Genomic DNA, 13,061 nt, shown 5'->3' with positions numbered 1-13,061 from the left:
AAAATAAATTCCCCTAAATTATACCTTGAAATTATTGAATATTGTACATACCTTTTATCTTTGTTTATATGAGTACATAAATAAGCGTTTAAGGTTTAAGGACTCACTTAGAGCCTCTGGGTCATCAGCAGTGTGTAACACATACCATATCTTATATTTTAAAGAACTTATCTGTTTTAGATAACTCGATAATTTTTGATTGTTCAATTACCACAGCATCAATTTCATTAATTCGCTCTCTTAAAATAGGTAATATAAGTTGCCCCTCAATTTCTTTTGATAATTGTATTATTGTCTTCAATTGATTGATATGAGTGTTCTCCAATTGATCGTAAATCAAGAATTTAGGTGCTGCTATCTCTTTTTTATTAGCATATGTCAAATATGCTAAATCAAAAGCAATTATAAGTGCCCTTTGCTTACCAGTCCCCATACTCCCTAGTAAATTTCCAATACTAAACGGTTTTCCTCCCTTTTTCTCCCTCCACTCGCTATCATAATAAAGGAGGTATTTTTCATTGTATAATTTTTCCGAATAGGTTTTAAAAACACTATTAAATTCATTTATTGGTACCAGATGGTCATTATCTTTTGTCTGAGAATTAACACTTTCTAAGTCCTGATTTACTTGTTCTAACTCTTTTTTTATACCTTCTTGTATTTCTTTAACCTTTAAGAATTCTCCCTTTTTAATATTTAATTTTTCAATTTCATTGTTAATATCATTTAGATCTGCTAACAAACCATCATCTAAGAGATCAATACTCTGATTCTTTTTTAAATCAATTAACTCTTCTTGTTTTTGCTTCAACAACTTTAATTCCGTATCAACTTTTATAAGCTGTTTTCCAACAAATCTACTGCGGTTTTCCACCATTTGATTATGGAAATTTAATACATCATTGAATTTTTTGTTTAGTTTGTAACTGAAAACTTTTGCATCTTCATAAATTTCCCCGATTATTTTTATATCAATATTTGACTTACTTTCCTCAATCATAACTAAACTTCGATGAATAGAATTTTTTTCAAACTCAAGTAAATCGATTTCGGTATTTAATAAATCTAATTTATTATTTATATCGCTATTTTTCTCTAATTCATATTTATATATTTCTATATAGTCCACATTTCTTCTTTTTTCTAGTAATTCATTTATTTCTGATTCAATAAATAATAGTCCTTGCTCAATTTGATCCAATGAAGGAATATTAGAATCATTTTGATATATAGAAAACTTATTTTGCAATTTAGATAACTTTTCTTCCAATTTTTGTCTCTCACTAACTACATTTTCACCATTAATTTTTAATAAAAAGAAATAGATTGCTTCGTAAACAGCATAACTAGTAGAAACTAAATAATAGATTACATTATTTAGCTGTATATCATCATTCCGAACAAACTTAGATATGAGTTGCCTAAATGTAGGTTTATCTTGTTTAGAATTAAAAATCGTTTCTTTTAAGTAGTTTTCATATTCTTTTGCATTTACCTTTTCATTATTAAAATACCGTGGACCTTTACTATAAAGGCTCCTAGTAAAACTATAAATTTTACCGTTATTAATAAGTTTCAAAGTTGCCTGTACTTTATTTTCAACCAAAAGTTTTTTTAAATGAACGTTTTCTCCTTGAGCATCTCTACTTTTATAAAGTTTTGTTAAACTACTAGAATTTAAACAAATATCAATAATATGAATCACTGTAGATTTCCCCACACTATTACCCGAATCCTCTTTAATATCTGTTGTGTTATCTACAATTAAATTCAAGCCATTTTTTTTAAATTCTATATCTCTAATTATTTCTTTATTAGGAAAAGTTTTATAAACTTCTAAATTATATAATCGCATTTTATAATTACCCCTTCATCTATTAAATCTATTAAATCCAATATATAAAGCCAATCTAGTGTATATAAAATCTGATTTATAGAAATCGAAGGGTAATCAGTATTGATTTTTTTAAAGAAATCTTCTATATTAATTTTCTGATGTTGTTGCAAGTATTTCAAAAAAACTGCTCCCAAATAATAAATGTTGCTTTCCGGTTTAACATCGTTCCTAATTATCAACACTTTTTTTTGGCCTTTCTAATATTTTACATTCAGCTAATGCATAACAGACAAATATATTTAAACATAAATTAAGTTCTTGTTCATTAAACTGTTCTCCATCATATGAGGTTATGATTCGATTCCTGATTTCTGTTTTGACACTTTTAATTATTTCATCCGAAGATGTTTTAATCTTCTTTTTAAATTCTTCGATTGGTTCTTCAGATGTACACTGTTTAAAGATTTCTATTCTAATATCCCTATAAATATCATTTATATCAGTAAGTATATTTTTTTTGGAGTTTTCATCAATATGACGTAAAGATTCAAAGGACCTTTCACAAATATAATAGTAAATGTAATATTCTTCGATTAGTTCTTTATGAAGAAATATTTTATTATACTCAATTTTTTCCTCAATTTCATAAGGTTGATTATTATCAATATCCTGCTTTGGAGAATCAGATGTATATTGTTTTGCTAATACTTCAATAAATTTTGGTAATAATGAAGGAATACGTTTCTTAATATCAGCGTTTATATACACGGCATCAACATTATTAGCTATAACACCCTTGTTAACACCAGAATTATTTACCAATACGTACTCCTCCCTTTACTTCATTAGACATCACACCTGTATTTTGTCCTGTATTATTTATTGTTGCTGATTCTTCCGACTTTTTAACCAAGTTATAGGTTTCTGCTTTGATATTATATATTTCATTTTTAATTGCATCACACTTTCTAACCTGTAACACAGCAATGACAGTAGAGACAACGGTTGCAACCATAGCAATAAGACTAATAAATACATTTAAATCCATAAAAATTCCCCCTTTTCTGAAAAATATACCATATTTCCTTTATAATACCAAGGTACCATAAATTTTAGAATAGTTTTATATATGCGGTCTCTTGCTATGTCAATAATGTCTTACAAAATGCAACCCCCTCATCATATTCTTCCCGTACATTTTGAAAGATGATGATGATGTACACTCCTTCATTGGAAGCTACATTCCACTATTAGAAGAAGGCTGTTTTCGTAAATATTGTTGCTATTCTTTAATTCTCTTTCTTCGGTGGATAAAACAAAAATAACAGACCCTTTTGAAAAAGGGTCTGTTATTTACTTATTTCATCGGATTAATAATGCCATAAAAAACAAGATCTTCAAAAGAGTCATTTTTATAAAAATGATCTTTTAGAGTACCTTCGTATACCATTCCACACTTTTTCATTATCTTTCCAGATGAGGGATTCGATTTAAAATAACGTGCATAAACTCTATGAAAATTCTTCTCTTTAAAAATAAAGTCTATCATTGCTTTTGCTGCTTCGGTTCCATAGCCATTTCCCCAGTATTCTTCTCCTACCCAGTAACCTATTTCACCATTTTTATGTTGTTTATGATTTGAAATAGCGATAGCTCCATATAACTTTCCGCTATTCTTGTCTGTTATAGCGAATTCATACATTCGATCTAATTCAAAGTTTTGCTCGTGAGTTGCAATCCACGAAAGAGCACATTCTAAAGTATAGGGATATGGTAAATTCAATGTGCTTTTGTAAATATTATAATTATTACACATTCTGCTAACATTTTTTGCATCAGATTCTTTAAAAATACGCAGAAGTAATCGTTCTGTTTCAATTGTTTTTTCTGCTTCATTATAAATCATTATTTTCCCCCTATCCAAAATAGAAGTTTAATACATATACAATAATTTTAACATAAATTTCCATATATATATTAGATAGTTCGATTTTATTTCGGGCTTTATTTATCTAAATGAGCACACCAAAGTAACCATTCATTAATGGTTTTTTTTAAGCTAACCTAAACATTTCAACTGTTGAATGGTTTGATTTCCGACAAGATCCTAACAATAACTGTTTCACCCGTTCAGTCTTCGCTACGGTTTTCGTTTGGTCAATGTATTTGAACCAGAAAAGGTAGTTATCCAAATACTTACTTGCGACACCTTCAAACCTCAGAATAAATTTCTTTAGGCGGTTGTGGTAAGCATTAACGTGTTGAATATGGTAAATCGACTTTTTAACGTAAATTCCCTTTCGGATATTTACTATTTCGTGCTTTAGACCTTTATCTGCTGCGAATTTTATATAATTGGTTGCGTTATCCGAGCATAACAAAGCGTTATTGTCTATATATTGACCCAATACACGGTCAATTTCCGTACTTTTAATTCTTCCTGTCCCGGCCATCTCTGAATTTTCGTGCCTCCCGATGGGATATTTTCTTTTTGCCTTTGTGACTCTCCAAAAAGAATGTTTCATCATTCTCGACAATTCCTTTTAATGGACTGTGGCCCAAAATGATCTAATGGCCTTAAGGATTTTATGCCTCCAGTAGAAAGCGGTAGAAATATGAACTTCCAATACATCAGCGATTTTAGGTAATGTGTAACCGTCAATCATCATCTTAAAGTATTCTAGCACATTTACTTGGATATCGAGTTCCTGAGAGAGGTGTATTCGTATTATCATTGAACGTTTTGCCGCAATCTTTACAAAGATAACGTTGCCTTCCTAGATATTTACCGTTCTTTTTAACTGTGGTGCTGTCACAATGTAGGCAACCCAGCCCTTCAGAAAAGCGACTCTCACGGATATCATCAATTAGCATTACGATGTCTCGTTGTTCTTCTCGGAACAATAAAATTTTTATTTCCTTAAATAACTCTAATTGTTCAGCTTTTGATAATTCCGAGAACCCTTGATATAAGTTTTGCCACATTTTTACCGCCCCTAGACCGCAATTATAGCAAGGTCCTAGTGTATCGGTAAAAAACAACAATCTAAACGAAAACAGCCTTTTTCTTTTATTTAACTAACGCACCCGTTGGCATATAAGTAAAAGAAGTTTACTCCATTTACAAAATTCGCCTTGTATTGAAATAAACTCGTAGCTGACAAATCTGATAAAATGAAGGTGTAGATAATATATGGAAATAGGGGGTTGAAATGGAAAATACAGTTCAGGAACTAGCAGAAATGATTTATCATCATAAGACCAAAAAATACTTTGATGAGGTACTGAACTCATTTGAGAATGAAAATTACAGGTCTTCTGTTGTAATGCTCTATACGGTAGTCATATGTGATTTAGTTTTTTAAATTGACGGACCTCGAGGAAATTCACGGAGATGTTAAAGCAGAAAAAATATTAAAAGATTTAGAAGTTGATAAAGAAGAAAATCCTGTTTCACCTGGTTGGGAAGCAGAATTAATCGAAAAATCCTTTAAGGAAGCAAAATTACTGGAGAACGATGTTTATACTCATATTGAAACGCTTAAGAAATATAGAAATTTAGCAGCACACCCTGTATTAAATTCAATGGATATCTTGTACAGGCCAAATAAAGAACTGACAGAATCGCTGATTAAGAATATGCTTGAAGGATTACTGATCAAGCATCCCCTATTCACAAAGAATGTGTTTTCTCCATTTATGGATGAAGTGGAGAGGATAAAAAATGATTTTCCTACACAAGAACGATTGAAAACTTATTTGGAGTCAAAATTCTTTGCCCATTTTAATAAAGAGCTAACCGAGTATATGTTTAAAAACCTCTGGAAAATAGTTTTCAAGAATGATGGGGAACAAGAAAAGAGGAATCGAAAGATAAATCACGATGTTTTACTTATCATATATAATAAATATCAAAACATTTTATTTGAATATATTAAAAAGGAACCAGCATTTTTCAGTGATTTTTTAGATAAAGAAAGTATCTTAACGTATTTAATAGATTTTCTTTCACTATATCCTGAGGTTTATTTTCTGTTACAAGAGCATACGCAAGAATTATTGAAAAACCGTGTAGAAAAAAATACAAGTTGGCTAGTAAGAAGTATTTTCATCTCCAACTCGTTAAAAGAACACTTTAAATATATTGATTCTAAAATTCATTCCACTGGTTCCTACTATAATCAGCCCTATATTCAAACCCATTGGTTAACAAAAGATGACGTAGCTTTTTTTAATGAATTAGCAAAAGAAAAAGGAATAGTGAACGAATTTTATGATTTGATGATTAGCCATTATTACCATACCGGTTCATATGATGGAGCAGATATATCCTTCGAAAGATGCATCAGGCCTTTTTATGAAGAATTTAATAAAGAACAATATGAAACCTTATTAAGTGAAACAAACTATAACCCACAATGTTATGATGGAAAATATGGAAGTAGGAATAAGATCTTATTAGAAGTCGCTAAGAAAGTAATGCCTGACATAGATTTAGAAGGAACCTATACAAACATATTTTAAATAGTTGGCCTTGTATTAATTATTACTGTTGATTTTTAATCATAAAAAAAAGACCGAAAATAAATTGGTCTTTTTATTTTTCTTAAAAGAACCTAATAGTTAAATAACATAACAGCAGATATTTTTGTATGTATTTTATTTTCCATATATCACCTACTTAAAGTTGTCAAAATGATTCGCAACCCATTTAGTACTACTTTTAGCAATATATTCTTCTGATTGAATTAGTCTTTGAACCAGTTCTTTTTTAGATAATTTCATATAGTTCCTTTGTAAAATTTTCCGATTACGGTTTGGCTTTATTTTATGAAATTCCATATTCTTAACAGCGACAGACCGGTTGGATATATTACTTTTGCTATTGTTTTTTTGTTTATAAGTCTTGCTATGTTGCTTGTAATATTCATATAACTCTTCATTTGTACGGATAGTGTTATGATGAATCCCTTTACCTTCTTTATCTATTTCTTTTGATTGTTCTACTATTGTTGTAAACGTAATAGGGCTGCCTTTCTTAATCAATAAATCAATTGCTTGTTTCCCTATCTCTACCGAACGATTACGACGCTTCTGATGACTTTCTTTTAGCCCGGTACTTTCATTTATTGAAGTGAATGCTTGGCTCATAATTTTGTTCCTCTCTATAATTCTCAATGAGTTCTATTTCTTTTAATTCATTGCGTGCGTGTTTACGCATCACTTTTGCTTTTTTAACATCAATTGTTAAACCCAATGCACTATATCGCTTCTCCATATCTCTCGATAACTCAATGACTTCTAATAATTCGTGTTTCTTTTCAGGGTCTGGAATCTTAGCTTGGCAACCTAAACACGCCATTTTAATTGGACAAACGTGATTTGTAACACACGTTCCACCTATAACATTATTGAAAACACCAACTTTTTCTTTATATTCTTCTAATTCTTTTTCAAGTTCTTCGGGAGCTCGCAATACAGCTTCATCGAGATCTATATAATCCGATATAATATCGTGTAAATCACTCATTGATTGAGAAATCTGGCTTGGTGTAGGCTCTGAATAATAGCCGGTTATTTTTAAATCGCGTTGGTGTAAGAACTTTGCTACAATGTCTACCGGTATCTTTTGTCGTTGAACAGCTTCGGTAGCAAAAGCGTGACGTAATAAGTGTGTCTTTACTACAACAGGTTTACCTTCTTGTGTATCAAATCGTAGTCCGTGTAATAAAAAACGAAGACTTGTCGCAATCGCAAAGTTTTCAAGTGCTTTACTGTGATACTGAAAAAAATAGGGTTTAGGTTTAGGGAATAGTTGTTTTCGATTGCCACGATATAAAACACTTGGTATTTTTTCAGTAGCATAATGAGTTCTTAACATCAGCCCAACCCGTTGAATTAGTTTCATTGTTTGTTCGCTGATATAAAAAGCCTCAACCTCGTCACGACCTTTTGGAATAACATTAAAAGAAAAACGTAATTTGTTATCAACTTTAACTGTACGGATACATTCATTCGAGTTATTAATTTGTAATAATTCATTTAGTCTCGCACCTGTGGTCGTGCAAATATCTAGTATTAATAAACCGAATGTTCCCGCTACATATAAAGGTTCTACATCGAGCAATACTCCGTCGACTTTGTCTTTATGAATAGAAACAAAAGTGCTGGGTGTGAGTATTCCTTTATGTGTAGAGAAAAAAGGTTTAGTATTTCTATTTGAATTTTCTTCACCATAGCCCCACGAATTAAGCAGTTCTCGTTTTTGTTTTATTTCATCATCACTGGCGTTTTGAGTCCATTGTCCAACAACACCATTTTCAAAAAGTTCAATGAACCATAGCCCCTCTGCTTCCTCATCTTCATCCAATTTTTCAGCTTTAATAAACTCTACGAAGTAATGATTGTTTTCGTCTGAATAAACTCCAGTACGATTGATTGCTGCTTTTATAGAAGTCTTAAATTGGTCTTGGTGATTTAATACAAATGAAGGCTTGTCCCACAGACGAAAATAATAGCGTTCACCGACACGTTCGGGTTCATCGTAAGTGAAATCTAATGGTAGCACTACGTTTTGTAATTTTACTCGTTCACACGCTTTTAAATAGGCATTCCGTAGTCGTTCTAATTTCTCCAAACGAAAGTTCCCTTCACTTCGAATTTCAGAGAGTAAAGGTACGATAACATCTGTTTCACTCTTTCGAGTTCTTTGAGCTTGTTCTTTAGCTGATTTAGTAAAAGAAAAATCGCTTGCATTGTAAGAAGGCATTGGAAAAATAAATTGCTGAAAGTATTCTTGTTGTTCTTTAAGTATTTTTGTTGCAACCCATTTCCTTGTTGTATAAGAACAGGTTGTATATTCCTTTAAAAATAGCGATCTCATACTATCTGAATCTTCTTTAAAAATAGATCCTTTAAAGTACTGGTACAAATGCGTTTCCGTATCGAATTCTTCCATTTCTGTTAAATGATAGTATTCAAACAAATGGCTCAATCGTCGGTTAATAGTAGCGACGATGCGATAAATATACCTAACATTTGAATTTTTTTCTCTATAAAACAACATTAGAAGAAATAAATGATCTTTCCAAGGTTTGTCTACAACATTATTAATAAAGTATTTCAGATACATTTCATTCATTTTATCCAAAATAAAAGAATCTCTTGTATCACGAAAATGCAGAAGTTGTTTATCAACATTACCCAATAATTTCTCATAAAAAGGTGATTGTGGTTTAGGGGATGATACGGTCAGTGATCTCACTCCAATCCATCTAATAACGCTTGTATTTCAGGGTCCATTTCAATATCCTCGATATTTTTCAAAACTGTTAAATTTTTTAATCGTTTATTTTTCTTTTGCTCTACATATGCATTTTCTGACTTTTTCATATTTTCCAACATTTCATCGTGTGCTTTACGATGCTTTTCTTCATCAAAAAAATGTTCGTAAACCTTTATCGTATCTGCATTTTTCCACTTGATATACTTAATAAGTTCATTAATCTTTTGTTTAGTGCCAGCCTCTGTCTTGGAGGTATTATAGATTTCTCGTAACCTTGTGGTAACAAACCAGTGTCTTGTTTTATGCGGATTCAACTTCATTTCACATTCTTTAATAGCCTTGTCCCAGTGGTAATACCAAGCTTCATAGGAGAAAGGTGTTCCAAGTTCCGTTAAGAATATTGGAGCTTTATCCGGTAACCCATCAAAAGTACGTTGTAACTCGTCATACTGCACTCGTTCTTTATTGATATATTGCATCAGTAATTTAACAGTATCTTTTCCAAATCGTAGAAATTTCACTCTTTTGCCGTGACTTCCTTTATTGAATGTGCTCACCTCTTGAAAATCTTTTCGTGAGCGATAATCACCAATGGTTAACTCAATAACTTCTGAAGCTCTCGATCCTGTTTCAAAGAGCATACGAGCTATAATAACTTCCCTTAACGACCAGTTAACCTTTTTACCTGCTTGATACACCTGAGAAGGGAGGTAAGGATCATCAATAATTTCAGGCTGCCATTCTTCATTTATTAGCTTAAAATATGAATCAGTCAACCTTCTATGTGGTATTGCATCTTCTGTTCCTGCTTCAGCCGGCATACGGGGTTTATCCTTTCTTACACCTACGGTTTGACTTTTAAAATCATCTAAAATTGCATAAGAATCTAATAAGGGGTTCGTATAATTGTACTGTTTTAGCCGAATAAGTGATTTATAGAATGATTTTATGGCTGATAGAAAAAGGTTAACGGTATTAGGACTTTTGCTAGTACGATTTACAAACCGAAAGTTGTCCTTTTCACGAACTTTACATCCCATCTCAACCATAAGATAATCTTCTACAGCTACTCGTATGACTTCGGGCGGTTCGTTACACTGAACCCGGTTTCCCTGATATGTACTAAAATGGTCTAACCAACTAAAGAAAGAAAGAAGGTGATTCAAATAGGAAAGAGCCGAACTTTTATCAATTCTTCCTATACAATCGTGGTAATGATCTGTTAAAGGTAGAAAGGGCTCATCTTCACAATTAAAAACTAATAATTCATAACGGCTTTCAGTCCCTTCAGGACAGTAGTAATAATAATATTTCGTGACCAAAACATCACCAACCTATACTTCATTTCATCGTTTACTTATTCTTCAAGCCAATTGTAAAAAGGAACCGTTGCTGATTGTTGTTTATTTAATTGATTGTTATTATTATCAAACTCTTGTTGAGATAAATCATACAAACGTTTACCGGAATTATTTGGTAAATTAGTAGGTATAGTAGAGGGACTCCAATTTTCTCGAATTGCTTTTCGGATAAACCCGTCAGGGTTTTTAACTTTTGAAACGGACTGCTGCATAATAAGAAGTATTTCTAAGGTGCGTTTAATTCCCACAACTGATAAAATTGATAACATTTCATCAGTAGGAGAAGTAAGCGTAACAGCTTGATAAGCTAATTTAACTAACTCTATTTCATCAACATCTGATTTAATATCATCATCTTTTTGCTCGTTTTTGTTAATGGGGACAATATTATTTAGTTTTAATAAATCTGATTCAATAATTTTCCATCCTTCTTTATCACTATTTCTGTATGAGTTGGGGAATTTCCCTGACCGAATCCATCGCTTAATTGTTTCTTCGTGTTTTCCTAATAGATAAGATACCTCTTTTACTGTGTATTCTTTCAAAAAAATAACCTCCAAACAGAATGTGCGTTTCGAGAATATACGTTCTTATATATCTTACCACGACTTTTTATTCGTGTAAAATAATAACAAATATGGTTTGTTGTAGTAGTAAAAGAGGTCATTTAGAGGTCTTAAAAACTAAAAAAAGCACACCACTATATATAAGTGATGTACTTAATTTTGTTTTAATGTGTGACATTAAAGACAAGCCTTTCTCTTACAAGAAAAACATACAATCACTTGTCTTTAATTTTACAGAACAGATACACTTTTTTCTTACAATGCGCTATTTAGTTTTTCTTCACGAAATGACGACAAAAAACTTTCATCCTTTAAAACAGCCAGCACATTTTTATAAAAAGCAGTTTTATCGATAACTGAAGTATGTACATATTCATACTCTTTTAAAGACGGATGACGCAAAACATTTTTCATGCAGGAATGACAAACTTTTTTAGTTCCTAACTTATAGTAGTTTAAGTTACTTGCATCCCCATTAGAAGTGTCTTCGTTACAAACGAAGCATGTATGGCTCACACGGCCTTTTTTATTATACTCGGCCAAAGCCCCTTCTAAACGAATGGATGCGGGAATTGTTAATAACACATAATCACCTTTTCTATTTTAAATCTCTTAGTATTATATCAGAAAAATATAGAATTTGAACTATTAGACTCATATTCCCTAATAATGCTTGTAAAATAGGACAATTTCCAGGGCTGACAAGAGGAAAGACTCCTAAAATACACCAAAATGCAAAATATATTCATACAAATCCCCAACAGATTAAAACACCGTCCACTTTTTGAACGGCGTCTTCAAACTGTTTGTCATGAATGGATCTGGATCGTCGCTTTTCCGTTCTTCACTTTCATTACCGCTTTTGAACCAACCGGCACAGTTACGAATGGATGAACATGTCCAAAGTTGGCATTAGCGATCACGGGTATGCCATTTATCTCCCTTTTGGCAGCGATGATTTCCTGCAAAGCATATTCAGTCATTCCTGAATCCTTTTGGAAACGGCCGATGACGATTCCTTTAATCCCACTTGCGCCTGGCTGATGGAGCAAGGATTGTAAATCCCGATCAAAACTGAAAGGATGGCTTTCTTCATCGTCTTCTATGAAAAGGATGCTGTCCTCTAATGAAGGCATGTACTCTGTACCTTGTAATAGATTGAGTGTACAAAGATTCCCCCCAATGATTGTCCCAGCCGCTTCACCTTCCTGAATGACCATATATCCAGCATTCGGGTGGAAAGTTCGGTCATCCTGTTCTAAATGCCAAGAATCATCACTCCACGTTTCGCTTGGATCAAGATAAAAGCCTTCACTTTCAATTACAGCCTTTTTAAAATATTCCATCGTAAATTCCAGACCAGCCTTCATCCCGAACGTCGAGAAATGAGGACCTGAATATGTAGTTAAGCCTGTTTTATTATAAATGGCCAATAAGATTGCGGTTATATCACTATACCCAATCAACACTTTTGGATTTTCCTTAATCAAATCATAGTCGATATACCGTAACAATTGGTTAGCGTTATACCCCCCGATGGCTGTAAAAATCCCCTTCACATTCGGATCCCTGAACGCCTCATGCAAATCCTCGATCCGGTCTTCAATCGAATTCGAGAAAAAGTCATCATGGAACAAAGTCGTTTTACCAAATGTCACTTTAAAACCAAGCTCAGTCAATCTTTCTTCTGCCAATCTGCGTTGTTCCCCTTTGACAATCGCCAAGCTTCTTGAAGGAGCAATTACGCGAATTTCATCCCCTGCTTGTAAACGGGAAGGTTTCATATCTTTATCCCCCTAAATTAATTACATTCTGTCGTTATTTTAGCAGAAATGGTGAACAAAGAAAAACCAAGACCCTTTTGGTATGTCATTCACACAACTTATTTTCCTTGCAGAACCTTTAGGCCTGGTTTTCCAAATCAATGGCATTTTTTCATCATTCCAGTTGTGCCGGTTTCTGGATTGGAAAAAGTAATGGTTATGTATCGCCTTTCCCATGATTTCCTGGAA

At 32.4% G+C, this 13,061-nt stretch carries 13 protein-coding genes and 1 pseudogene; 2 read left to right on the top strand and 12 right to left on the bottom strand.

Annotated elements, in window-relative coordinates; translation table 11 throughout:
- Positions 1 to 151: 151 nt before the first annotated feature.
- The 6 genes and pseudogenes from BS1321_RS24030 to BS1321_RS24005 form a co-directional block, all read right to left on the bottom strand.
- On the bottom strand, positions 152 to 1,855 hold the full coding sequence (locus BS1321_RS24030; protein ID WP_063234381.1) for a DUF2326 domain-containing protein: 1,704 nt from the start codon (positions 1,853 to 1,855) through the stop codon (positions 152 to 154).
- Positions 1,837 to 2,079, bottom strand: a complete 243-nt coding sequence (locus tag BS1321_RS28625; protein ID WP_063234380.1) for an ABC-three component system middle component 6 — start codon at positions 2,077 to 2,079, stop codon at positions 1,837 to 1,839. Before BS1321_RS28625 ends, BS1321_RS24030 begins: the two co-directional genes overlap by 19 nt.
- Positions 2,066 to 2,659: an ABC-three component system protein gene (locus BS1321_RS24020; RefSeq protein ID WP_063234379.1), complete on the bottom strand. Its 594-nt coding sequence runs from the start codon at positions 2,657 to 2,659 to the stop codon at positions 2,066 to 2,068. Before BS1321_RS24020 ends, BS1321_RS28625 begins: the two co-directional genes overlap by 14 nt.
- Complete coding sequence (locus BS1321_RS24015; RefSeq protein ID WP_063234378.1) at positions 2,649 to 2,885, bottom strand: hypothetical protein; 237 nt, start codon at positions 2,883 to 2,885, stop codon at positions 2,649 to 2,651. Before BS1321_RS24015 ends, BS1321_RS24020 begins: the two co-directional genes overlap by 11 nt.
- A 309-nt stretch (positions 2,886 to 3,194) precedes the next feature.
- Complete coding sequence (locus tag BS1321_RS24010) at positions 3,195 to 3,743, bottom strand: GNAT family N-acetyltransferase (RefSeq protein ID WP_063234377.1); 549 nt, start codon at positions 3,741 to 3,743, stop codon at positions 3,195 to 3,197.
- Between the two features lie 148 nt (positions 3,744 to 3,891).
- Positions 3,892 to 4,822, bottom strand: a pseudogene (locus tag BS1321_RS24005) (IS1595 family transposase).
- 227 nt (positions 4,823 to 5,049) lie between these two features.
- On the opposite strand from BS1321_RS24005, the gene BS1321_RS28280 reads away from it, so the two are divergent.
- Together BS1321_RS28280 and BS1321_RS24000 are read left to right on the top strand one after the other, a co-directional pair.
- Positions 5,050 to 5,202 (top strand): hypothetical protein, encoded by a 153-nt coding sequence (locus tag BS1321_RS28280; RefSeq protein WP_232522726.1) that lies wholly within the window; start codon positions 5,050 to 5,052, stop codon positions 5,200 to 5,202.
- A 1-nt stretch (position 5,203) separates the two neighbouring features.
- Positions 5,204 to 6,361 carry a hypothetical protein gene (locus BS1321_RS24000; protein ID WP_063234376.1) on the top strand — a complete coding sequence of 386 codons (1,158 nt, stop codon included), beginning with the start codon at positions 5,204 to 5,206 and terminating at the stop codon, positions 6,359 to 6,361.
- A 153-nt stretch (positions 6,362 to 6,514) separates the two neighbouring features.
- Here the strand turns inward: BS1321_RS24000 and BS1321_RS23995 are convergent, their stop codons facing one another.
- From BS1321_RS23995 to BS1321_RS23970, 6 genes are all read right to left on the bottom strand, one after another.
- The gene (locus BS1321_RS23995) at positions 6,515 to 6,988 is read right to left on the bottom strand and encodes a hypothetical protein (RefSeq protein WP_063234375.1); all 474 of its coding nucleotides are present in this window, start codon (positions 6,986 to 6,988) and stop codon (positions 6,515 to 6,517) included.
- Positions 6,960 to 9,092 (bottom strand): site-specific integrase, encoded by a 2,133-nt coding sequence (locus tag BS1321_RS23990; protein WP_063234512.1) that lies wholly within the window; start codon positions 9,090 to 9,092, stop codon positions 6,960 to 6,962. Before BS1321_RS23990 ends, BS1321_RS23995 begins: the two co-directional genes overlap by 29 nt.
- A 5-nt stretch (positions 9,093 to 9,097) precedes the next feature.
- Positions 9,098 to 10,444, bottom strand: coding sequence for a tyrosine-type recombinase/integrase (locus BS1321_RS23985; protein WP_063234374.1), 1,347 nt, complete (start codon positions 10,442 to 10,444; stop codon positions 9,098 to 9,100).
- 35 nt (positions 10,445 to 10,479) lie between these two features.
- A complete protein-coding gene (locus tag BS1321_RS23980; RefSeq protein WP_063234373.1) occupies positions 10,480 to 11,028 on the bottom strand; it encodes a helix-turn-helix domain-containing protein in 549 nt (182 codons plus the stop codon).
- 276 nt (positions 11,029 to 11,304) lie between these two features.
- Positions 11,305 to 11,634: a hypothetical protein gene (locus BS1321_RS23975; protein ID WP_063234372.1), complete on the bottom strand. Its 330-nt coding sequence runs from the start codon at positions 11,632 to 11,634 to the stop codon at positions 11,305 to 11,307.
- Positions 11,635 to 11,858: 224 nt separating this feature from the next.
- Positions 11,859 to 12,833 (bottom strand): S66 peptidase family protein, encoded by a 975-nt coding sequence (locus BS1321_RS23970; protein ID WP_063234371.1) that lies wholly within the window; start codon positions 12,831 to 12,833, stop codon positions 11,859 to 11,861.
- Positions 12,834 to 13,061 lie beyond the last annotated feature (228 nt).

The sequence above is a fragment of the Peribacillus simplex NBRC 15720 = DSM 1321 genome (assembly GCF_002243645.1).
Taxonomy (GTDB): domain Bacteria; phylum Bacillota; class Bacilli; order Bacillales; family DSM-1321; genus Peribacillus; species Peribacillus simplex.
The sequence above is the reverse complement of the archived record's forward strand: the minus strand, read 5'-3'. Positions and strand labels throughout refer to the sequence as shown.

Coding starts and splice junctions, on each gene's coding strand:
- BS1321_RS24030 (WP_063234381.1), bottom strand. CDS start 1,855: ATGCGATTATATAATTTAGAAGTTTATAAAACTTTTCCTAATAAAGAA.
- BS1321_RS24015 (WP_063234378.1), bottom strand. CDS start 2,885: ATGGATTTAAATGTATTTATTAGTCTTATTGCTATGGTTGCAACCGTT.
- BS1321_RS24010 (WP_063234377.1), bottom strand. CDS start 3,743: ATGATTTATAATGAAGCAGAAAAAACAATTGAAACAGAACGATTACTT.
- BS1321_RS28280 (WP_232522726.1), top strand. CDS start 5,050: ATGGAAAATACAGTTCAGGAACTAGCAGAAATGATTTATCATCATAAG.
- BS1321_RS23995 (WP_063234375.1), bottom strand. CDS start 6,988: ATGAGCCAAGCATTCACTTCAATAAATGAAAGTACCGGGCTAAAAGAA.
- BS1321_RS23970 (WP_063234371.1), bottom strand. CDS start 12,833: ATGAAACCTTCCCGTTTACAAGCAGGGGATGAAATTCGCGTAATTGCT.